Raw genomic sequence first — 22,091 nt, 5'->3', positions numbered from 1 at the left:
CGCCCGTACGGGTGCCAGACTGGACCCGTGAGCACGCACCTGCCCTTCACGAACCCCTACCGGCACGGCTTCGCCCGTGTCGCCGCCGTCACGATCCCGGTCAGCGTGGCCGATCCCGCGACGAACGCGGAGGCCGTGCTGGCCGAGGCGCGCGCCTGCCATGACGACGGTGTCGCCGTCGCACTCTTCCCGGAGCTGGCCCTCAGCGGCTACGCGATCGATGATCTCGTGCTGCAGGACCCGCTGCTGGATGCGGTGACCGTCGCCGTCGAGCGGATCGTCGCCGCATCCGTCGACCTCCGCCCCGTGCTGGCCGTCGGCGCGCCGCTGCGCCACGGCAACCGCCTCTACAACTGCGCGGTCGTCATCCACCGCGGCGAGATCCTCGGCGTCGCCCCGAAGTCGATGCTCCCCACCTACCGCGAGTTCTACGAGCGCCGCTGGTACGCCCCCGGCGACGACCAGCGCGGCGGCGACATCCGCATCGGCGACCTCTACGCTCCCTTCGGACCAGACCTGCTGTTCGAGGCGCTGGACGTGGACGGGCTCGTCGTGCACGCCGAGGTCTGCGAGGACATGTGGGTTCCCGTACCGCCCTCGTCCGAGGCTGCGCTCGCGGGGGCCACGGTGCTGCTGAACCTCAGCGGCAGCCCGATCACGATCGCCCGCGCCGACGACCGGAAGCTGCTCTCGCAGTCCCAGTCGCTGCGCTGCCTCGCCGCCTACGCCTATGCCGCGGCGGGCCAGGGCGAGTCGACGAACGACGTCTCGTGGGACGGTCAGACCATGATCTACGAGGGCGGTCAGCTGCTCGTCGAGACGGATCGGTTCCCGGACGCGGCCCGCCGCAGCGTCGCCGACGTCGACCTAGACCGCCTGCGCCAGGACCGCCTGCGCCAGGGCACCTTCGACGACAACCGCCGCTCACTCGCAGAGCGTGTGGGGGCGTTCCGCACGATCCACTTCCGTCTGGACCCGCCCGCCGACCTCTCGGGGCTGCGTCGCCCGGTCGCACGATTCCCCTTCGTCCCCGCCGACCCCGCCCGCCTCGCGCAGGACTGCTACGAGGCCTTCAGCATCCAGGTCTCCGGACTCGAACAGCGGATGCGGGCGATCGGCTCCCCGCGTCCGGTGATCGGCGTCTCGGGGGGCCTCGACTCCACCCATGCGCTGCTGGTCGTCGCCCGCGCGATGGACCGGATGGGGCGCCCGCGCAGCGAGATCCTCGCCTACACGATGCCCGGCTTCGCGACCGGAGACGGCACCAAATCCAACGCGATCGAACTCGCCGAGGCGATCGGCGCGACGATCGAGACGATCGACATCCGCCCCGCCGCCACCGAGATCCTGCGCGGGATCGGCCACCCGGCCGCCGACGGCGAGCCGCTCTACGACGTCACGTACGAGAACGTGCAGGCGGGAGTCCGCACCGACCTGCTGTTCCGCCTCGCGAACCGCCACGGCGGCATCGTCATCGGAACCTCCGACCTCTCCGAGCTGGCGCTCGGCTGGGCCACGTACGGCGTAGGCGACCAGATGAGTCACTACGCCGTCAACGCCGGGGTCCCCAAGACACTGATCCAGCACCTCATCCGATGGGTGATCGCAGACGGCGTCGGCATCGACGAGCGCACCGCCGCCGTGCTGCAGGCGGTCCTGGACACCGAGATCAGCCCCGAGCTCGTCCCCGCGGGCGAGGACGGCAAGGTGCAGTCGACCGAGGACGCCATCGGCCCGTACGCCCTCCACGACTTCACGCTGTTCCACGTCCTGCGTTTCGGGATGCGGCCGTCGAAGATCGCGTATCTCGCCGAGGTCGCCTTCGCCGACGCGGAGGCGGGGCTCTGGCCGGCCGGGTTCCCCGACGACGAGCGGTACGCCTACGACCGCGAGACGATCGTGCGGTGGCTGCGGGTGTTCCTGAGGCGCTACTTCGGCTTCGCCCAGTTCAAGCGCACCGCGATCCCCAACGGCCCGAAGGTCTCCCCCGCGGGATCGTTGTCGCCGCGCGGGGACTGGCGCGCACCGAGCGACGGGAACGCCTCCGCGTGGCTCAGCGAGCTGGACGCCGCCCTGGAGGCCTGAGCGCGCCGGGGCCGATCAGCCCTCTTCGGGAGCCCAGGCGAGCGTGATCACGAAGGCGTTCCGGGACAGATCCTGGATCGTGTAGCTCGTCGGCCGATCCCGCACCCATCCGCGGTGGCCGCCCTGATCGAGCTTCACGGACGTGGCCGACAACCGCGGTCCGCGCCCGTCGGCGGCGAGCACCGCCTGTGCCCGGCTCCAGTGGGTGAGCAGATCCAAGTCGGTCGCGCCCTCCCACAGCTGGCTCTGCGCCCGCATCACCGCGCGGGTGTGCGTGTCGGGATGCAGGTCGCGCAGGTCGATCCCCACGCGGACGCCCGGCTCGCTCACCGCGACGACATTGGCCGCCCGGTACTCAGCGACGGTCACGACGAGATCGAGCTCCTCGCCGTCCAGCGAGGCGATCAGACGCGTGTGGTGGCCGAAGGTCGTCGGCGCTTCGCGTTCGATGCGTACGGCGGCCGGATCGACACCGAGTCGCGCACCGATGATCGCCCGGGCGAGCAGACGCTTACGGTCGTGCGCGGATACCGAGGGGTCCCATCCGAGTCGAGCGTCGATTCCCGCCGGAGTGTCGAGAACGACCGATTCCATCGCTGCCTCCCGAGATCGCGGGCACAGCCGTCTGCGCCCTGTCTTCGACCCTAGCCCGGGCACGCCGCGCCGCCACCGGGCGATCCCGGAAGTAATGGGAATGGGCGGCGGCATCCCCGTCTTGTTCATAGGGAGTGCGCGCACACTGACCGTGCGCAGCAGCGACGAAAGGACATCATGACCCGCATCGGACGCAGCGACCTCGACGTCTTCGGCCTCTCTCTCGGCGGCAACGTGTTCGGCTGGACGGCCGACCGCGACGCCTCCTTCGAGATCCTCGACACGTTCCACGCCGGCGGCGGCAACTTCATCGACACCGCCGACGCCTACAGCGCGTGGGTGCCGGGAAACAGCGGCGGTGAGAGCGAGACGCTCATCGGCGAATGGCTGGCCGCACGCAAGCCCCGCGACATCGTCATCGCGACCAAGGTGAGCCAGCACCCGGAGTTCCGCGGACTGTCCGCGAAGAACATCCGTGCGGCCGCGGAGGCATCGCTGAAGCGACTCGGCGTCGACACCATCGATCTGTACTACGCCCACTTCGACGACCCCGAAACGCCGCTCGAGGAGACCGTCGCCGCCTTCACCGATCTGGTGAACGACGGCCTCATCCGCTACACCGCCGTCTCCAACTACTCGGGCGACCGCATCCGGCAGTGGATCGAGCTCGCGCAGGCCGCGGGCGGACCGCTCCCGATCGCCGTCCAGCCGCACTACAACCTCGTGCACCGCAACGACGTCGAGGAGCACATCATCCCGGTCGCCGAAGAGTTCGACCTCGCGCTCGTGCCCTACTACGGACTGGCGTCGGGCTTCCTGACGGGCAAGTACCGTTCGGCGGATGCGGCAGGTGCCGGTTCCCCCCGCGCCGAGGGCGCGGCCAAGTACGCGACGCCGCAGGGACTCGCGATCATCGACGCCCTCGAGCGCATCGGCGGCGAGCACGGCGTGTCCATTGCGGCGACGGCCCTCGCCTGGCTCCGTCAGCGGCCCACCGTCGTGGCGCCCATCGCGAGCGCTTCTCGCGCGTCGCAGGTCCCCGATCTGCTGACGAGTGTCGGCGTCGAGCTGACCAGCGAGCAGATCGCGGAGCTGGACCGCCTGTCCACGTGGCAGCCCGCCTCCTGAGCACATCTGACGAGCCCGCGACGACCACGATCGTCGCGGGCTCGTCTACGCTCGCAGGGTGAGTCTTTTCGGTTCCGGTCCCAGCGACGACCAGGGCAAGCCCTCCGCCACCCGCATCGGCATCTGGATCGCCGTCGCCGGAGTCGGCCTCTTCTTCCTCATCTCGGGCATCATCGGCATCGTCAGCGGGGGCGGCAACTGATGCGTCTGCTCGTCGCGGCGCTCGAGAGCGAGGTCGTCGCCTTCCCCGCGGAACTCGACGGCTTCGACCGACTCATCACCGGCCCCGGCAAGCTGCCCGCCGCCGTGAACCTCACGCGCGCGCTCAGCGCCGGCGACTACGAAGAGATCGTCGTGGTCGGCACCGCCGGCTGCATCGATCCGCTGCTGCAGGGGGATCTGCACGAGATCGCCGGCGCCATCCAGCACGATGTGACGGACCCCGACGGCGTCGTCGGTCAGCACCTGTCGCTTCCGGCGCGGGTCGGCCACGACCGTGAGGGTGTCGTCATCGCGACCGGCGACTCCTTCGTGGACGATGCCGAGACCGTGAAGCTCATCCGATCGCTGGGTGCGGGCCTCGTCGACATGGAGACGTACGCGTACTTCTGGGTGGCCGCCGAGTTCGGTGTGCCCATCCGCGTTCTCAAGGCGGTCTCCGACAACGCCCAGGACGATGCGATGACCGACTGGGATGCGGCCGTCACCGCCTGCAGCCACATCCTGCGCGAGCGCATCCGCGCCGACTACGGGGTCTGATCCCGGGTCAGGATGCCGCGTCGGCGACCTTCTGGGACCGGCGCCTCGCGCCGAGGTCTGCCACGGCGATCACGAAGGCGACCGCGAGGAACAGCGCGACGGTCACCATCCCGAAGCCGTACGCGTCGTGGAACACGACCGCATCCTCGGCCGAGTGGCCGTCTTCGCGGTAGACCGTCGCGTAGAAGAGCGCGAGCGCGACCGCCGTCCCCACCGCGGTGCCGATGCGCTGGCCGAGCTGTCCGACCGAGCCCGCGAGCCCGCCCTCGCGCACGGGGATGTCGGCGAGGGTGAGGGTCTGGTTCGGCGAGACCACCAGGCCGCCCCCGATGCCACCGAGAAGCATGGCACCCGCCATGACGAACGGCGTGACGGGGTCGGGGACGTAGAGCGCGGTGGCCACGAGACCGGCGACGCAGGCCAGCATCAACCCGAGTCCCACGACCACGACGGGCCTGCCGAACCGCACGACGAGCGAGCCTCCGATGTACGAGGAGACCGCGCTGGCCAGCGCGAACCCGATCGTGACCATGCCCGCGAAGACGGGCTCGATGTGCAGACCGCTCTGCAGATAGAGAGTGGTCATGAGGAACATCGACGGCACCGCGGCGAAGTACGTCGTCTGCAGGAGCGTGCCGTTGCGGTACGAGCCGATCCGGAAGAGCTTCAGCGGGATGAGCGGCTGCTTGCCGATGCGGGTGTAACGCTGCTCCCACGCCACGAACCCGGCCGCGAAGAGCACGAACAGCACGAGCAGCCACCACCGTCGCGGGTCGTCCCCCGGCGCGCCGGTGGTGAACAGGAACGGCCACATGAGCGAGACCACGGTGAGGGCGAACAGGATGACGCCGACCGGGTCGAGAGCGAGCTTGCGGTGCGAGCGGGTTCGCGTGGCCGGCAGGAGTAGAGCCGCCAGCAGGATGGCGATCAGCCCCAGCGGCAGGTTCATCCAGAAGATCCACCGCCACCCGTCCTGAGGACCGCCCAGAGCGATGAGCAGACCGCCGAGGGTCGGCCCGAACGCCGTCGCCACACCGATCGTGGCGCCGAACAGCCCGAAGGCGCGGCCGCGCTCCTTGCCCTGGAAGAGCTGCTGGATGAGCCCGAGCACCTGCGGCATCTGGATGCCGGCAGCCGCGCCCTGCAGGAGGCGCGCGACGAGGAGCACCGTGGAGTTCGGCGCGAGCGCGCAGACGACGCTCATCGCGGTGAACAGCGTGAGCCCGATCAGGAACAGAGCGCGGCGGGAGCGCTGATCGCCGATGCGTCCCATCGGCACGAGGAACAGGCCGAAGGTGAGGACGTAACCGGAGACGATGAGCTGCAGCTCGGTCGCGCCCGCGGAGAAGGCCGTCTCGATCGACGGCAGGGCCACATTGACCTTGGACAGGTCGAGGATCGTGAGACCCGCGACGGCGACGCACACCCAGAAGGCGCGCCAGCGCGCGGCCGAGCTCAGCGGGATGTCGGTCGTGACCGGGTGCGCGGCGGATGCGCCGTCGGCCGCCACGCTCATTCCCCGCTGCGGCTGAAGGCCGAGCGCAGCACGAGGAAGACGACGAGCGCGACAACAGCGACGATGACGAGCTTGAAGACGAAGGCGATCACCGAGAACAGCAGGTTGACGAGGAACCAGCCGATCACGATCGACGCGATGACGGCCAGTACCGTCCACAGGGTGTTCTTGCTCACGCTTCCACTTTAGGCGCGGGCGCGGACCCGGGGTCCCGGCTTGCGTCGCACGAGGATTCGTCGAACGTCGTCATCGCTGCCGGATGATGCTCGGTCCCTGCGGCGTCGCCTCGATCGTCAGCTGGGCGGGCAGCTGGTCCTTCATCGCCTCGACGTGGCTGATCACGCCCACCGTCCGCCCTCCCGCCCGGAGCTCGTCGAGGACGCTCATCGCGAGCTCGAGCGTCTCGGCGTCGAGCGAGCCGAATCCCTCGTCGATGAAGAGCGTGTCCAGCCGCATCCCGCCGGCGCGTGCGGTCACCACCTCGGCGAGCCCGAGCGCGAGCGACAGAGAAGCGAGGAACGTCTCACCGCCCGACAGCGACTGCGGCGGGCGCAGCTGACCGGTGAACGCATCCATCACCTCGATCCCGAGTCCGGATGCGGCGCCACGCGCGGCCAGCACATCGGAGTGATGGAGGCTGTACCGACCCGCCGACATCTCCGCCAGGCGCACGTTGGCCGCGATGACGATCTCCTCCAGCTCTGCCGCGAGCACGAAGGTCTCGAGTGTCATCCGCCGTGTGTTCGGCGCACGCCCGAGCAAGGTGTCGGCGAGACGCGTGACGACCGCTGCTTCCTCGGCGAGCTCGGCGACCGTCGCGTAGGCCTCGTCGATCCGCACGACGAGATCGCTCAGCCGCTCCGCGGCGGAGACGACGCGGCTGAGTTCGGCGATCGCATGTCCGCGCGCCCGGTCCGCATCCTCGGCCTTCTGCCTCGCCTCATCGAGCTCGATCGGCCCCTCCGGCACGCCGGCCAGCTCGAGCTGCAGCTCGAGCAGACGCGCGCGCACCAGTGCGAGATCGCGCTCATGCGTCTGGACCCGTTCGACCAGCGCCGCCGTCTCCGTGCGCGAGCGCAGGGCGTCGGCGGCGTCCAGCGGGTCGGTGAAACCCGCCTGCTCCGCACCCTCCGCGGCCTCGGCCGCTGCCACATCCGCCGCCTGCTGGGCGGCCACGAGCGCCGCTTGCGCGCTGCGTCGGCGACGCGCGCGCTCGCGTCGCGCGACGAGGACGGTGCGGCGGTCCGCCACGCTCTCGAACTCCTCGCGCGCACGCGCGACGGTCTGCGCGACCTCCTCCCGGCGTGCCGACAGGGCGGTGACGCGCGTCGCAGCCTCACGCTCGTCGCGTGTCGCGCTCTCGACCGCTGCGGCGAGCTCGGCCTGCTGTGCGTCAATGAGCGCGAGGTCGCGCTCGATCTCACCGAGGCGCGCCTCGGCGTCGCGTGCGCGCCGCAGTTCCTCCTCCGCGTCGGCGAGCGCCCGGTCGAGCTCCTCGGCACCGGCGCCTCCCGCGACCGAGCGCGCCTCGGTGAGCTCGTCCCGCAGACGGCGTGCCTCGTCCGCGGCACGCGTCTCCTCCGCGCGGGCTTGCATGACGGCCGCCTCGGCCTCGGTGATCGTTTCGTCCGTCACGGCATCGTGGGCACGAGGCGCGGGATGCGGGTGCTCGGTGGACCCGCAGACGGCACAGGGCTCGCCCGGAACCAGAGCAGCCGCGAGTTCACCCGCGCGCTCCGCGACGCGTCGACGCATCAGACGCGCGAGTGCCGCGGATGCCGCCGCCGACGCGTCGAGTGCCCCGGTGTAGGCAGCCTCGGCGACGGCGAGTCGTGCATCCGCATCCGACGCCCGCCGGCCCGCCTCCTGCCGCAGCCGCGCTGCCTCGACGGCGCCCTCCCCCTCGGCGACCCGGGCCGCCTGAACCGCGGATTCGGCCCGGGCGGCGAGCAGAGCCTCCCGCCGCGCCGGTGTCTCGGCCGTCTCGGCGGTCAGGCGCCGCAGCGTCTCGCCCGCATCGGCGAGGGCACCGTTCGCCAGCGCGAGCTCCGCATCCAGGGACTCAAGCTGACGCTCGCTCTCGACCGCGGCGTCGACACGGGCGAGCTCGCCCGTCAGCTCCTCGTCGGTCGCGTCGAGATCCGCCGCCGGATCCTCACCGGCAGCGAGCCATTCTTCATCAGCCGCCACGGCCTCGATCTCGGCCGTCCGGGCGGCGAGACCCGTCCGGGCGGCGCGCTCGAGGGCACCGCGCAGCGCCTCGGCCGCGACCGCGCGGTCGCGTTCGACGCGCGCCTGCGCGACGACATCGGCGTCGGCCTCGAGCGCCGCGAGCCGGGCGTCCGCCTCGTCGCGGGCACGTTGCGCCTGGCGCTGGCGCTCGCGGAGCGCGAGGTCGGCGGCGGCCGCGGTCCACACCTCGTCGGCGCTCGCCCGCGCGATCTCGGCCGTCTCGACCCGGTAGCGCGCCCGCTCCGCCGCAGTGCGCACCGCCTCTCGCCGCGCGGTGAGATCGTCGGGTGCGGAGGGCTCGGCCTCCTCGTCGACGAGCAGCTCGGCTTCGGCCAGCAACGCCTCGGCGTGCACGCCCCGCTCCCGCAGCTGTTGCTGCGTGTCGCGACGACGGTCGTCGAGCTCGCGGGCGTAGTCCTCGTAGCGCCGGGTTCCGAAGAGGGTGCGCAGCAGCGTCTGTCGCTCGTCGTTGCGCGCCAGCAGAAAGCGGGAGAACTTGTTCTGCGCGAGCAGGATGACCTGCTGGAACTGCTGCAGGTTGAGTCCCAGCACCCGATCGAGGATCTCGGCGGCATCCCGCGGACGCGAGGCACGGCCGATCCAGACGCCGTCGACGAGCTCGAACAGCTCGGCGCGCGCCGGCTCTGTCGTCATCCCGCCGCCGCGCAGCTTCGGGCGCGCATACTCGGGCGAGCGGACGACGCGCCAGCGCACGTCGCCCACCGTGAACTCGAGGCTGACCTCGGTGGGATCCTCCGGCGCACAGTGATCGCTGCGCAGACGCTTGTCGGGACCGTCGTAACGCGGCACGTTGCCGTAGAGGGCGAACGCGACGCCGTCGAGAACGCTCGACTTCCCGGCGCCCGTGCGCCCGGTGATGAGGAAGATGCCGTCATCGGCGAACGCGTCGAAGTCGACGACCTGCCGATCGCGGAACGGACCGAAACCCGCCAGTTCGAGCCGGTGGAGCCTCACGCCCCGGCCTCGACGAGGGCGTCCTGCTTCTCGGCGAGCATGGTGCGCAGCAGTTCAGCCTCGGCGGGCGACGCGGCTTCGCCCTCGCGGACGTGCCCGAGGAACGCATCGATGAGCTCGCGGTCGCTGCGTGCCTGACGGACACGCTGAACGTAGCTGGCTACCTGCCCGGCACCGGCCCGGTCGGGTACGTGCGCCACGCTCGCGCAGAACGGGAACCGCTGCTGCAGCCGGCGCATGACGTCGCGCTGCGGCAGCGCGTCGGTGTACTCGGCGCTCACCCACGCCGACTCGGCGTCGGCGTAGCGCGGATCGGTGAGCAGGTCGTCCAGGGGTGCGCGCAGCACCTCGAGGCGCCGCGGGACGCTCACGTCGCGCCAGGTGACCGACGCGAGCCCCGCCTCGTCGAGGTCGACGATCCAGACGCCTCGACGACGCCCCTTCTCACCGAAGCCGTAGTGCAGCGGCGCACCCGCGTAGCGCACGCGGTCGCTGAGCTGCTGACGACCGTGGATGTGGCCGAGCGCGACGTAGTCGGGCCCGTCGAACACCGCCAGGGGCACGACGTCGAGAGACCCCTGCCGGATCTCACGTTCGAGCCCCGGCGTCGCCTCGATCCCCGCCGCGAAGCAGTGCGAGACGACGACCGAGCGACCGCCGCGCTCGGCGCGGTCGGCACGCACGAGATCCATCGCGTGCTGCAGGGTCTGCGCCTGGGTGCGCAGTTCGGCCTCGGGCCACAGGTGACGCACCTGCGCCGGGGCGAGGTAGGGGATGCCGTAGACGTGCACCGGACCGTGCGCGTCTACGACCGTGATGGGCGCGGCCAGGCGGGTGGGATCGGTGAGCACGTGGATCCCGTCGCGCAGCAGCCGCGCCTGGAAGCCGAGACGTGCGGCCGAGTCGTGGTTGCCGCTCGTGACGATGACCTGCGCCCCGGCCTCGCGCAGCCCGACGAGCGCGTCGGTGAGCAGGGTGTAGCACTCGGGGGCGGGGGCTGCCGAGTCGAAGACGTCGCCGGCCACGATGACGAGATCGATCGCCTCCTCGCGCACGATCGACACCATCTCGCTCAGCACACCGCGCAGGGCGTCGATCGTGGTGTAACCGTGGAAGGTACGCCCGATGTGCCAGTCCGAGGTGTGCAGGATCCGCATGTGTTCACGGTACGGGCGGCCTCGGACACGGTGTCGGACCCTCGCCACAGTTCCGAAACATTGCCGCCGTAAGGTGGCGGGCATGGCCATCCGCGACGTCTGCGTCGTCTACATCCTGCGCGGGCACGCGTCGGATGCGCAGGTGCTGCTCGGCTACAAGCGCACGGGCATGGGTCTGGGACGCGTCGTGGGCATCGGCGGCAACGCGGAACCCGGCGAGAGCGTCGTCGACGCGGCCGTGCGCGAGGTGCGGGAAGAGACCGGGCTCGAGATCGATCGCGCTCTGCTGGAGCCGGTGGGCCGGCTCGTCTACCGCTTCCCCTCCCGCGACGGCTGGTCGCAGCGCTCGCACGTCTTCGTCTACCGGGCGCCCGTGGTCGAGCCCGTCGAGACGGACGAGATCGTGCCGGCGTGGTTCGGGCTCGACGAGGTGCCCTACGACCGGATGTGGGACGACACGCGCCGCTGGCTGCCCGCGGTGCTTCGCGGCGGCACGGCGTACGGCAGCTACACGTTCGGCGACGACCTCGCGACAGTCGTGGCCGAGTCGCCGGGCACGCCCGCCGCGTGAGGATCAGGCGTTGACCTGCTCCGCGAGGCGCGCGAGTTCGTCGTCATCGGTCTCGATGGCGGCGTCGTCGAAGCGCTGACGCAGCACGTCGATGACGCGCTCGATCGGCAGGCCCCTCACGTCGACGCGCGTCTGGGCGATGATCCCGTCGACCTTGTCCTGGCGCGTGGCGATGTGCTGGTCCATGACGGGCTCGTCCTGTGTGCCCTCGGGGAACGATTCGGTGGTCATTCGGTGTCTCCCGTCGCCAGGTCGGGGTCGGCGCCCTGCGACGGCTCGTCGGACTCCACCAGTTCCGGCGACGCCTCGGCGCGCTCGTTCTGCTCGGCGGCCTCCTCGTCGGAGGTGCCCTCCCAGCCGCCGGGCGGGTCGGCGTTGATCACGCCCTCGGGCAGATCGCGATGGTCCATGGCGCACTCCCTTTCGTCGTGTCCCAGCATCCCGGAACGCACGAGGAGGGCCTCAGGGATTGACGCCTGTGGACGGCGACGGTAGAGCGCTCAGACGCGCTGCTGGAGGATGCCCGCGCGCTCGGGGTGAGCGGCGAACCAGTCGGCGACGTACCAGCACATCGGGACGATCTGACGGTCGCCCGCCTGCTCGAGCAGGCTCACGGCGCGCTCGACGATCTCGCCCGCGTAGCCGTGGCCGCGGAAGCTCGGCACCGTGAAGGCCCGCGTCATCGAGACGCTGCGCCCGTCGTCGCGGTAGTCGAGGACGCTCACGAGGTCGTCGCCCAGGTACAGCGCGTAGCGGGAGGCATCCGTCTGGTCTTCGAAGCGGAACTCGGTCACCCCGCCAGGCTACGCCGTCGGCGGGGTGACCGAGGCCGTCTCAACCGAGCTCGTCGGCGGCCGGGATCGCACGGGTTCGTGCGAGACGCCGGTACCAAAGCCCCGAGTCCTTGACGGTGCGCTCGAGGGTGTCGAAGTCGACGCGCACCACGCCGAACCGCTTGGCGTAGCCGTAGCCCCACTCGAAATTGTCGAGCAGCGACCACACGAAGTACCCGCGGAGGTCCACGCCCTGGTCGAGCGCACGGTGCGCGGCGGTGAGGTGACGCTGCAGGTAGTCGACGCGCTCGACGTCGTGCACCGCCCCGTCGGGCGCGACGTCGTCCGCGAAGGCGGCGCCGTTCTCCGTGATCATGAGCGGCTGCGCGGGGAACTCGTCGCGAAGCGCCAGCAGCAGCTCCTCGAGTCCTTCCGGCGCGATGTTCCAGCCCATCTCCGTGTACGGACCCGGCTGCTCGACGAACTCGACGAGCTGGTCGCTGCCGGGCCAGGCCGTCCCGCCCGCGCTCGCCTTGTGTCCGTCGTTCTGCTGGCGCGGCGAGGAGCCGTCCCACAGGCGCACGGTCGCCGTCGAGTAGTAGTTGACCCCGAGCACGTCGATCGGCTGGTTGATCCGCTCCAGGTCGCCGTCCTGCACGAACGACCAGTCCGTGACGGATGCGGTGTCCTCCAGCAGATCGGCGGGGTACTCGCCCTTCAGCATGGGATGCGTGAACGCGCGGTTCGCGAGCGCGTCGATGCGACGCACCGCCTCCCCCGACCGCTCGCCCACGCCGCGCAGGACGTGGAAGTTGAGGGTGACGGAGTACTGCGGATCGCCCGTCGAGGTCGCACGCAGCGCCCGGACGGCCAGGCCGTGGGCGAGGTTGAGGTGGTGCACGGCGGCGAGCGCCGCCGCGGGCTCGTGGCGGCCGGGGGCGTGACCGCCCTGGCCGTAGCCGAGGTAGGCCGAGCACCACGGCTCGTTCAGGGTCGTCCAGGTGTGCACCCGGTCGCCGAGCGCTGCACCCATGACCTCGGCGTAGCGCTCGAAGGCGTCGGCGGTCGCCCGGACGGGCCACCCGCCCGCGTCCTCCAGCGGCTGCGGCAGGTCCCAGTGGTAGAGGGTCGCCACGGGACGGATCCCGCGCTCGAGGAGCCCGTCGACGAGCCGCGAGTAGAAATCGATGCCGGCACGGTTGACCTCGCCCGTGCCGGTGGGCATGATCCGCGGCCACGCGATCGAGAACCGGTAGGCGTCCAGTCCCAGCTCCGCCATCAGGTCGAGGTCGCTCTCCCAGCGGTGGTAGTGGTCGCACGCCACATCACCGGTGTCGCCGTTCCACACCCGCCCGGGCGTGTGGCTGAAGGTGTCCCAGATCGAGGGGCCGCGACCGTCCTCTGCGGCCGCCCCCTCCACCTGGTACGAGGCCGTCGCCGACCCGAACGTGAAGCCGGGAGGGAACACCAGGCCGCTGTCTCGGAAATCCGCGTTGCCCGCGCTCATCGGGTCACCTCCGCAAGGTCTGCGCGCAGCGTCTCGCTGCGTCCGTCGGGCGTGGTCACGAGCACCTCGGCGACGCCTTCTCCGCCGGGGAACACCCGCAGCGTCAGCCCCTCGAGGTAATCGTAGTCAGGGCGGTCGTCGCGAGCACCCCAGGGCAGGACGGCGCCGGGGCGCACGTACAGCGGAAGCGACTCGACGCCGTGACGCTCGCGGCGCCACCCGCCCGTCGCGCTCTCTCCCGTCAGCAGGTGTGTCCACTCGCCGTCGGGCAGATAGAACTCCACCTCGCCGTCCGCGGAGAACACCGGCGCGACCAGCAGGTCGCCGCCGAGCATGTACTGCCGATCGAGGTGGGCGCAGGTGGGGTCCTCGGGGAACTCCATCGCCATCGGGCGCAGCAGCGGCACGCCGTCGGATGCGGCCTCCACGCCGCGCTGGAACAGGTACGGCATGAGCCGCATCTTCAGCTGCGTGAAGATGCGCGTGACCTCGACCGCCTCGTCGTCGAAGTTCCACGGCACGCGGTACGACTCCGAGCCGTGGAAGCGGCTGTGGGAGCTCAACAGGCCGAAGGCCGTCCAGCGCTTGAACACCTCGGGATCGGGGGTGCCCTCGAACCCTCCGATGTCGTGGCTCCAGTGCGCGAAGCCGCTCCACGCGAGCGAGAGACCCCCGCGGAGCGTCTCCGCCATCGACACGAAGGTCGACGTGCTGTCGCCGCCCCAGTGCACCGGCATGGACTGCCCTCCGGCGGTCGCCGACCGCGCGAACAGCACCGCGTCGTCCGCGCCGCGCGCCTCGACGAGCACCTCGTGCACGGCCGTGTTGTACAGGTGGGTGTAGAGGTTGTGCATCCGGTCGGGAGCGCTGCCGTCGGCGTAGACGACCTCCAGCGGGATGCGCTCACCGAAGTCGGTCTTGAAGCAGTCGACGCCCTGCGCGACGAGAGCCCGCAGCTTGTCCTGATACCACAGGGTCGCGTCGGGATTCGTGAAGTCCACGAGCCCCATGCCCGCCTGCCAGAGGTCCCATTGCCAGACCGAGCCGTCCGCGCGCCGCACGAGGAAGCCCTGTGCGGCCGCCTCGGCGAACAGCGGCGAGCGCTGGGCGATGTACGGGTTGATCCACACGCACACGCGGAGGTCGCGCTCGTGCAGTCGCCGCAGCATCCCGTCGGGGTCGGGGAACACCCGCGGGTCCCACTCGAAGTCCGACCAGTTGAACTCGCGCATCCAGAAGCAGTCGAAGTGGAAGACGGACACCGGCAGCTGGCGCGCGGCCATCTCGTCGATGAACGACGTGACGGTCGCCTCGTCGTAGTCCGTCGTGAAGCTCGTGGAGAGCCACAGCCCGTACGACCAGGCGGGAACGATCGGCGGACGCCCGGTGAGCGCGGTGTAGCGCGTCAGCACGTCCTTGGGCGTCGGGCCGTCGATCACGAAGTACTCGAGCACCTCGCCGGGCACGGAGAACTGCACCCGCTCGACCGTCTCGGAGCCGATCTCGTAGGAGACGTGTCCGGGATCGTTCACCAGCACGCCGTAGCCGCGGCTGGAGACGTAGAACGGGACGTTCTTGTAGGCCTGCTCGCTGGAGGTGCCGCCGTCGGCGTTCCAGATCTCGACACTCTGTCCGTTCTTGACGACGGGGCCGAAGCGCTCACCGAGACCGTAGATGAGCTCGCCGACGCCGAGATCGAGCTGCTCGTGGACGAACGTGTGCGCGCGGGCGCTGCTGCCCCCGGCCCTGGCGTTGTCGACGATCCCCGGGTCGACCTGCGCATCATCGGCGAGGGCGATGTACCCCTGCGCCTTGTGTCCGCTGCCGGTCAGACGCTTCTCGCCGGAGAAGAAATCGAGCGACCACGGTGCCCCCGCGGCGATGCGCGCGATGAGGGATCCGGTGCGCAGGCGCGCGCCCGCCGCATCCGCCTCGACCTCGGCGGTGCCGGACGCGGCCGCGATGCCGAAGGACAGCGGCGGCGTGCCGCCGTCGTGGTGGACGATGCGCACGCGCACCACTCCCTCGGCGGGCGAGGAGAGCGTGACCGTCAGCGTCGCACGGTTCAGGGTGTCCCCCCGGCGTTCGATGACCTTCGTCGGCGCGGTGATCACCAGCCCGGGGCCGTCGGGCGTGTCGGTCTCCCAGATGTCGTACGCCTCCTGCGCGTACAGGGCGGTGACCCCGGGGCGCAGCTGCCAGAAACCATCGGTGAACTTCATTACTTGACTGCTCCTGCGGTGATGCCGCGCGTGAGGGTGCGCTGGAAGATGAGGAAGAAGAGAAGGGTGGGGATCAGACCCAGGAGGGCCGAGGCGCTGGTCGTGGTGACGTCCATGAGCCGGTCGCCCTGCAGGACGCTGATCGCGACCGGCACGGTCTGGTTGGCGTTCGACACCAGGAAGGTCAGCGGGATGAGGAACTCGTTCCACGTCCAGATGAAGAAGAAGATGACGAGCACCGACAGCGTCGGACGGCTGATCGGGAAGACGACGCGCCACAGGATCTGCCAGCGGCTTGCGCCGTCCATCGCGGCGGCCTCCAGGACCTCCTTGGGGAAGGTGCCGTAGACCGACGCGAGCAGGTACGTGCCGAAGGCCGCCTGGATCACCGTGAAGATGATGATCACCGACCACACGTTGTTGTAGAGCCCGACCGCCTTGGAGAGGTAGTAGAGCGGGTACAGCAGCGCCTCCTGGGGCAGGAGGTTGGCGAGCAGGAACAGCAGCACGATCCAGCTGCGCCCGCGTACCCGGCCGATGCCGATCGCGAACGCGTTCAGCACCGAGATGAGCACGGCCAGCAGCGCCACCATCCCGGAGATGAAGAACGAGTTCCACACCTTCTCGGGGAAGTTGACGCGCTCCCAGAACGCGGCGAGACCCGTGAAGTCGATCTGGCTGGGCAGGGCGAGGGGTCCCCCGTTCGAGTAGTCGGCGGGCGACTTGAACGAGTTCACGAGGATCAGGTAGAACGGCGCGATCACGACGATCGCCCCGACGATGACGAAGGCGAGCATCAGCCAGTCGATGCCGCGCGGGCGGGTCATGCCCCCGCGACCGCGACGCGGCGTGCGCGGGGCGCGACGCCCCTCGTCTTTCGTGGTGGTCACAGCCATGGTGACGGCCATCAGCGACCCTCCCTTTCCTTGCGCTCCGCCGCGTTCTGCGCGCGGATGAAGAGCACGGCGACGATCGCGATGACGATGGTGAGTGCGGTGGCGATGGTGGCGCCGTAGCCGACCTGCTGGGCCTGGAAGAACTCGCTGTAGGCGTAGTAGGCGGGCACGATCGTCGAGGTGCCGGGGCCGCCGCGGGTCAGCACGTAGACCGGGCCGAAGACTTTGAGGGCGGCGATCGTGCACGTGAGGGTGACGACGAAGATCTCCGGGCGGATGATGCTCATCGTGATCGAGCGGAAGCGCTGGAACCAGTTCGCGCCGTCGAGCTCGGCGGCTTCGTAGAGCTCGGGGTCGACGCGCTGCAGGGCGGCCATGAAGACGACGATCGGATACCCGAGCTGCACCCAGACGAGCACGACCATGATCGCGCCGAGCGCCGTGTCGGGGCTGCCGAGCCAGTTGTGTGCGAGGGATCCGAGCCCGATGCTCTCGAGGATCGTGTTGAGGGCGCCGTCGTCGGGGCGCAGCACCCAGCCGATGACGATGCCGGCGATGGCCGCAGGGAGGATCTGCGGAAGATAGTAGGTCGCGCGCAGGAAGCTCGCGAGACGCCCGCCGTACTTGCGGCCGACGACGTCGAAGAGGAGCGCGGCGATGATGAGGCCCAGCACCGTGGGCAGGATCACCATGGCGACGATCATCCAGATGCTGTTGCCGAACGACGTCCAGAACTTGGTGTCGCCGAACAGACGCACCCAGTTCTCGACACCGATCCACTCCGGCGGCTTGATGCCGCGCCAGCTCGTGAACGAGAGGTAGATGTTCCACACGAGCGGGATCAGGATCACGACGCTCAGCAGGATCAGGCCGGGGACGAGGTAGAGCCAGTAGCCGGCGGATCCGCGCCCGCGCTGCGGGATCAGCGGCTCCTCGGGCAGGGGCTTGGCGCGCCGCGCTCTGGGCGGCCGCACGAACGGGACGGCGGACATGACCGTCTCCTCACTTGGTCGAAGGGATGGGGGTGGCGGAGGGGCGGTTGCCCCTCCGCCACCGGCGGTCAGCCGCGCAGGCTCGAGACGTACGACTCGTACTCGTCACCGAGTCCGGTCTGCACCTGCTCGGGCGTCGAGCTGCCGTTGGCGAGGTTCTGCAGCTGGGCGACGAGGGTGTCGTAGAACGTCGGCGTGGGCCAGTCCGGATAGAACGAGAGGCCGTCGGAGTCGAGGATCGAGTTGAACGCGGTGATGAGCTCCTTGCTCTTCTCATCCGTGATGTCGGACTCGTTCGCCGCCACCGGAACGCCGCCGTTGTTGCCGATGATCGCCTGGATCTCGGGGCGCAGCGTGATGTCGATGAACTTGTAGGCCAGATCCTTGTTCTTCGCGTTCTCCGGAACGACCCACAGGTTTCCCGAGGAGCCGAGGCTCAGCTTGCTGCCGGGGAAGTTGAAGATGCCCCAGTCGTACCCGCTGATCTCCTCGGTGAAGCGGCCGTACCACCAGCTGCCGGACACGAAGATCGGGTAGTTGCCGGCGATGAACGCGGTGCCCGCATCCTCCGCCTTCATGCCCGCCACGTCCGGGGAGATGTAGCCGGCGTCGACGTACTCCTTGAGGGTGTCGGTCGCGTAGGTGATGGGCTCGTCGTTCCAGTCGACCGGGTTCTTGTACAGCTGGTAGTCGTCGACCCACGAGCGGTCGGCCTTGCTCAGCGCCAGCTGGTACCAGAGCTGTCCGAGCGGGTACTCCGCACCCGCCTCGGCGAGCGGGGTGATGCCCTTGGCGACGAACGCGTCGAGCACCTTCACGAACTCGTCGTAGGTCGTCGGCACTTCGAGACCCGCATCCGCGAAGGCCTGCTTGTTGTAGTAGACCGTGACGAACTCGCCGTAGTTCGGGACGCCGTACCAGGCGTCGCCGCCCATGACGCCGTCCTCGCTGTAACGGGCCGTTGTCTGCAGCGACGGGGCGAGCTTGTCGGCCCAGCCGTTCTCCTCGACCGCCGACGTGATGTCGGTGAGCAGCCCCTGGCTGGCCAGCAGGCCCGCGGTCGCATTGCCCTTGTTGTACTCCATGATGTCCGGCGCCTCGTCGGAGTTCAGGACCTGGCTGGCGGTGGAGCGGATCTGCTCGAAGCCCTTGGCCTCGAAGTCGACCTTGGCGCCGGTCTCGTCCTCGAAGACCTTGATCGCCTCGTCCCATGCCTTGCCCATGGCGCTGTCTTCGCCCTCGTAGTGCCAGAGCGTCAGGGTGTTGGAGTCCTCCGTGCTCCCGCCGCCGCCCGAGCAGGCGCTGAGGGCGAGGGCGGCCACGGCGACGCCGCCGAGCAGGATGAGGGAGCGGTGTGTGGTGCGTGATGTGATGCGTGCCATCTTCGGCACTCCTTTCATGGTGACCGTCGGTGGTCGGGTGTTGCGGGACGGGCGAAGCGCCTCATCGAAGCGCTTCGATAACGCGCAGGAGAAGGGACAGAGGAAGGAGGGTCATCTCGACGTGGCGGCGACGGATCCGACGTCGAGGTAGTGGGGGGCGATGAGGTGCACACCCGGTTCCGGCGTGGATCCGGACAGGGCGGCGACCGCGAGCTCGACGGCGAGCTCGCAGCTTTCGGCGGGAACGAGAGGAATCGAGTCGAGCGGCGTGCTCAGGGCGGCGGTGTCGAACGAGGAGCCCACGGAGACGATCGAGATGTCGCCGGGAACGCTCAGTCCCGCATCCGCGAGCGCGTCGAGCACGCCCTGGTGGACGTCCTCCGCGCAGTGCAGCACGATCGCCGTCACGCCCTCGGCCAGCAGAGCCCGCACCGCATCGCGGATCGTCGCCGTCGTCGGACGCGACTGCCCGGCGTAGCGGAACGCGGTCGTGACACCGCGGCTCTCGGCAGCACGCTCGAAGCCGGCGCGCACGCGCGGCGGGAAGTTCGAGCGCTCGTAGGAGATCTCGGGGTGACCGAGCATGCCGATCGAACGATGGCCCGCATCGATCAACCGGTCGGCTGCGAGGGCGGCGGCGCGTTCGAAGTCGAGGTCCACGCAGACGAGCGAGTCCCGATCGTTCGGGACGCCGATGAAGATGCTGGGGAGCGCGATCTCGCGGGACAGCGCCACGCGGGCGTCGTCGGGAGCGACGTCGAGCACCAGGATCGCGTCGACCAGGCCGCTGGCGGCCACGCGCCGCATCCCGGCCTGCGCGTCCTCGTCGGTCAGGAGCAGGATGTCGTAGTCGTTGCGCCGTGCCGCGACCGCCGTGGCCAGCACGAACGCCATGTGCGTCGGCGCGTGGGTGTCGATGCGCAGCGGCTCGGTGAGCGCGAAGATCTGCGTCCGCCGCCCGGCGAGCATGCGCGCGCCGGCGTTCGGGCTGTAGCCGAGCTCGGCGACGGCCTTCTCGATGCGCCGACGGGTGTCCACGGCAACGGGCCGTTTGCCGCTGAGCGCGTAGGAGACGGTCGAGATCGACACGCCGGCAGCCTGCGCCACCTCGTTGATCGTGACCATCTCATCCTCTTCGCCGGGTTGGTCGAAGCGCTTCGACGCTGCTTCGTCCAGGACTGTAGAACACGATCGGATGCCAGCGCAACATGTTTCGCGGAATGAACAACAAAATCGAGGCGGCCGCCCGTTTGACGCGGACACGCCCGGCACGTCATAATCGGCCACATGACTGACGATGCACGTTCTCTGTCCGCCTGGGAGGCGAACGGGACTGCCGGCTCCATGATGGCCGGCCGCATTGTCATGTGTTGTCGAATGTGCCGCTGACTCGGTCACCCCGTCCGACGCCGCCGCGCATCTGAAGCGCCGCGCGTCCTCTGCATCCGTTCTGTGATGCTGCGCACCCGGCCCTGACCCTGGGCCGCGACTGACAACACGCGAATCGGGCACGAGTCCCGGTTCCTCTTCCGGCAAGGAATCCGCACATGTCCACTCCCGTTGCTCTCGACGACCGCACCACCGCCCGTCCCGCCCTGCGTCTGGTCACCGACGCTCCCGCATCCCCCGCTCCGGCGCCCGCCGCCGAACGGAGTCTTCCCGCCGGCACCGCGCCGCGCGGCTTCGCGCTCTACGTCGGCTTCGACGAGGCGAAGGCCGCCGCGTCCGGCGTCTCCCTCGGCACGATCGTCGAGGCACTCCGCCGCACACTGCACGATCTCGCCCCCGCCGCGGAGACCTACGCGACCGTCGCCCTCGCCCCCGTCGGCGCCGGTGGCCGCGATGTCGACGTGGTGCGCCTGGCACTGCACGAGCCCTCCGCCGTCGCACGCACGAAGCCCGAGATCGAGGTCGAGGAGCGCGCCGAGGCCGGTGTGGTCGTCGACATCTCCCGCAAGCGCGTTCTGATCGACGGCGAGTCCGCCGCCTTCACCTTCAAGGAGTTCGAGCTGCTGCAGTACCTCGTGCTGCGCGAGGGCCGCACGATCGAGCGCGCCGAGCTCGTCGGCTCGCTCTGGCAGCAGGGCGACGCGGACGCTCCCGGCGAGCGCACGATCGACGTGCACGTGCGTCGCCTGCGGGCCAAGCTCGGGCGCTTCGAGGACATCGTGCGCACGGTGCGTGGCGTCGGCTACCGCTTCGACCGGCACGCCGACGTCGCCATCCGATACGGCCACGGCACACCCTCCCCCGACCGGTTCTGAGCCGGTCGGCCCGCTGTCGGCGGGCCGACGTAGGGTGTGCACATGGATGCGGGCACGGCGACGATCGGGCACCGCCCGCCTCGTTCCGCCGCGCCGACGCACGCGCGCCCTCGCGAGAGTGTCTACCGCCCGCGCGGCGAGCTGGATCTGACCCGCACCGTCGTGTTCCAACGGCGTGGGGCGCACGACCCCACCCTCGTCGTCGACGGCCACGTCATCTGGCGCGCGAGCAGAACCCCCGAGGGCATCGCCACCCTCGCCCTCCGCGAGAGCGGCGTCGGTATCCGCCTGGCGGCGTGGGGTCCCGGAGCCGGCTGGGTGCTCGACCAGGCTCCTGGCCTGTGCGGCGCGCATGACGACCACGGTGACTTCGACGCCTCCCGGCATCCGCTCATCGCGTCGTCGCATCATCGCCACCCCGGACTCCGCCTGAGCAGGACGGACCTCGTCTTCGACGCCCTCGCAAGCGCGATCTTCGAACAGAAGGTCACGGGGCTGCAGGCATTCGGAGCATGGCGTCGGATCGTCACCTGGTTCGGCGAGCGCGCCCCCGGCCCCACCCCGCGCCCGATGTTCGCGCCACCCACCGTCGACCAGTGGCGACGCATCCCTTCCTGGGCCTGGCACCGCGCAGGACTCGAGCCGCCGCAGTCGCGTGCCGTGGTCAAGGCAGCCGCCCACGGCGACAGCCTTGTGCGTGCGCTGTCGGAGGCCTCGGACATCACCCGGCGCGACCACATCCTCACGAGCCTTCCCGGCATCGGCCCGTGGACCTCGGCGGAGACGCGCATCCGCGCCTGGGGCGATGCGGACGCGGTGAGCGTCGGGGACTACCACCTCGCGCACGAGGTCGGGCACGCACTCATCGGCCACCGCGTCGACGACGACGCGATGCTGGAGCTGCTCGCCCCGTGGGCGGGGCAGCGTCAGAGGGTGATCCGGTTGCTGGCGGCCAGCGGCGTGCACGAGCAGCGTCGCGGCGCGCGCCTGGCGCCGGAGGACCACCGCTCGCGCTGAGTCATCCACCCCCTACGCTGG

21 protein-coding genes are annotated in these 22,091 nt (G+C 70.2%); 7 read left to right on the top strand and 14 right to left on the bottom strand.

Features of this window, described 5'->3' with window-relative positions:
- The first annotated feature begins 27 nt into the window (after positions 1-27).
- Entirely contained in the window at positions 28-2,085 is a 2,058-nt protein-coding gene (locus tag LXM64_RS03145; protein ID WP_234074585.1) for an NAD(+) synthase, read from the top strand.
- Between the two features lie 15 nt (positions 2,086-2,100).
- Here LXM64_RS03145 and LXM64_RS03140 read toward each other — a convergent pair whose 3' ends face one another.
- Positions 2,101-2,679, bottom strand: coding sequence for a hypothetical protein (locus tag LXM64_RS03140; RefSeq protein ID WP_234074584.1), 579 nt, complete (start codon positions 2,677-2,679; stop codon positions 2,101-2,103).
- 177 nt (positions 2,680-2,856) lie between these two features.
- Between LXM64_RS03140 and LXM64_RS03135 the strand changes: the two genes are divergently transcribed.
- Genes LXM64_RS03135 through LXM64_RS03125 form a run of 3 tightly spaced genes read left to right on the top strand, consistent with a single transcriptional unit; the run spans position 2,857 to position 4,566 of the window.
- A complete protein-coding gene (locus tag LXM64_RS03135) occupies positions 2,857-3,807 on the top strand; it encodes an aldo/keto reductase (RefSeq protein WP_234074583.1) in 951 nt (316 codons plus the stop codon).
- Positions 3,808-3,865: 58 nt separating this feature from the next.
- A complete protein-coding gene (locus LXM64_RS03130; protein ID WP_161594077.1) occupies positions 3,866-4,009 on the top strand; it encodes a hypothetical protein in 144 nt (47 codons plus the stop codon).
- Positions 4,009-4,566 (top strand): nucleoside phosphorylase, encoded by a 558-nt coding sequence (locus LXM64_RS03125; RefSeq protein ID WP_234074582.1) that lies wholly within the window; start codon positions 4,009-4,011, stop codon positions 4,564-4,566. The genes LXM64_RS03130 and LXM64_RS03125 overlap by 1 nt, the downstream gene beginning before the upstream one ends.
- Positions 4,567-4,573: 7 nt before the next feature.
- Here the strand turns inward: LXM64_RS03125 and LXM64_RS03120 are convergent, their stop codons facing one another.
- From LXM64_RS03120 to LXM64_RS03105, 4 genes are all read right to left on the bottom strand, one after another.
- Positions 4,574-6,082, bottom strand: coding sequence for an MFS transporter (locus LXM64_RS03120; protein ID WP_234074581.1), 1,509 nt, complete (start codon positions 6,080-6,082; stop codon positions 4,574-4,576).
- Complete coding sequence (locus tag LXM64_RS03115) at positions 6,079-6,258, bottom strand: hypothetical protein (RefSeq protein ID WP_137417948.1); 180 nt, start codon at positions 6,256-6,258, stop codon at positions 6,079-6,081. The genes LXM64_RS03120 and LXM64_RS03115 overlap by 4 nt, the downstream gene beginning before the upstream one ends.
- 70 nt (positions 6,259-6,328) lie before the next feature.
- Positions 6,329-9,289, bottom strand: coding sequence for an AAA family ATPase (locus LXM64_RS03110; protein ID WP_234074580.1), 2,961 nt, complete (start codon positions 9,287-9,289; stop codon positions 6,329-6,331).
- Entirely contained in the window at positions 9,286-10,446 is a 1,161-nt protein-coding gene (locus LXM64_RS03105; protein ID WP_234074579.1) for an exonuclease SbcCD subunit D, read from the bottom strand. Before LXM64_RS03105 ends, LXM64_RS03110 begins: the two co-directional genes overlap by 4 nt.
- 82 nt (positions 10,447-10,528) lie before the next feature.
- On the opposite strand from LXM64_RS03105, the gene LXM64_RS03100 reads away from it, so the two are divergent.
- Positions 10,529-11,017, top strand: a complete 489-nt coding sequence (locus LXM64_RS03100; RefSeq protein WP_234074578.1) for an 8-oxo-dGTP diphosphatase — start codon at positions 10,529-10,531, stop codon at positions 11,015-11,017.
- Between the two features lie 3 nt (positions 11,018-11,020).
- Here LXM64_RS03100 and LXM64_RS03095 read toward each other — a convergent pair whose 3' ends face one another.
- From LXM64_RS03095 to LXM64_RS03055, 9 genes are all read right to left on the bottom strand, one after another.
- Positions 11,021-11,248: a hypothetical protein gene (locus LXM64_RS03095; RefSeq protein ID WP_234074577.1), complete on the bottom strand. Its 228-nt coding sequence runs from the start codon at positions 11,246-11,248 to the stop codon at positions 11,021-11,023.
- A complete protein-coding gene (locus LXM64_RS03090) occupies positions 11,245-11,427 on the bottom strand; it encodes a hypothetical protein (RefSeq protein WP_234074576.1) in 183 nt (60 codons plus the stop codon). Before LXM64_RS03090 ends, LXM64_RS03095 begins: the two co-directional genes overlap by 4 nt.
- A 90-nt stretch (positions 11,428-11,517) precedes the next feature.
- Positions 11,518-11,811, bottom strand: a complete 294-nt coding sequence (locus LXM64_RS03085; protein WP_234074575.1) for a GNAT family N-acetyltransferase — start codon at positions 11,809-11,811, stop codon at positions 11,518-11,520.
- 40 nt (positions 11,812-11,851) lie between these two features.
- On the bottom strand, positions 11,852-13,297 hold the full coding sequence (locus LXM64_RS03080; protein ID WP_234074574.1) for a glycoside hydrolase family 1 protein: 1,446 nt from the start codon (positions 13,295-13,297) through the stop codon (positions 11,852-11,854).
- The gene (yicI, locus tag LXM64_RS03075) at positions 13,294-15,519 is read right to left on the bottom strand and encodes an alpha-xylosidase (protein WP_234074573.1); all 2,226 of its coding nucleotides are present in this window, start codon (positions 15,517-15,519) and stop codon (positions 13,294-13,296) included. The genes LXM64_RS03080 and yicI overlap by 4 nt, the downstream gene beginning before the upstream one ends.
- Positions 15,519-16,427, bottom strand: a complete 909-nt coding sequence (locus LXM64_RS03070; RefSeq protein WP_413816750.1) for a carbohydrate ABC transporter permease — start codon at positions 16,425-16,427, stop codon at positions 15,519-15,521. The genes yicI and LXM64_RS03070 overlap by 1 nt, the downstream gene beginning before the upstream one ends.
- Complete coding sequence (locus LXM64_RS03065; protein ID WP_234074572.1) at positions 16,427-17,407, bottom strand: carbohydrate ABC transporter permease; 981 nt, start codon at positions 17,405-17,407, stop codon at positions 16,427-16,429. The genes LXM64_RS03070 and LXM64_RS03065 overlap by 1 nt, the downstream gene beginning before the upstream one ends.
- A gap of 68 nt (positions 17,408-17,475) precedes the next feature.
- On the bottom strand, positions 17,476-18,789 hold the full coding sequence (locus tag LXM64_RS03060) for an ABC transporter substrate-binding protein (RefSeq protein WP_137417958.1): 1,314 nt from the start codon (positions 18,787-18,789) through the stop codon (positions 17,476-17,478).
- 111 nt (positions 18,790-18,900) lie between these two features.
- Positions 18,901-19,914 (bottom strand): LacI family DNA-binding transcriptional regulator, encoded by a 1,014-nt coding sequence (locus tag LXM64_RS03055; protein ID WP_234074571.1) that lies wholly within the window; start codon positions 19,912-19,914, stop codon positions 18,901-18,903.
- Between the two features lie 422 nt (positions 19,915-20,336).
- Between LXM64_RS03055 and LXM64_RS03050 the strand changes: the two genes are divergently transcribed.
- Positions 20,337-21,053, top strand: a complete 717-nt coding sequence (locus LXM64_RS03050; protein WP_234074570.1) for a winged helix-turn-helix domain-containing protein — start codon at positions 20,337-20,339, stop codon at positions 21,051-21,053.
- 42 nt (positions 21,054-21,095) lie between these two features.
- Positions 21,096-22,070: a DNA-3-methyladenine glycosylase family protein gene (locus tag LXM64_RS03045; protein ID WP_234074569.1), complete on the top strand. Its 975-nt coding sequence runs from the start codon at positions 21,096-21,098 to the stop codon at positions 22,068-22,070.
- The last annotated feature ends 21 nt before the right edge of the window (positions 22,071-22,091 follow it).

The sequence above is a fragment of the Microbacterium binotii genome (assembly GCF_021398715.1).
GTDB classification, from domain to species: Bacteria; Actinomycetota; Actinomycetes; order Actinomycetales; family Microbacteriaceae; genus Microbacterium; species Microbacterium binotii_A.
The sequence above is the reverse complement of the archived record's forward strand: the minus strand, read 5'-3'. Positions and strand labels throughout refer to the sequence as shown.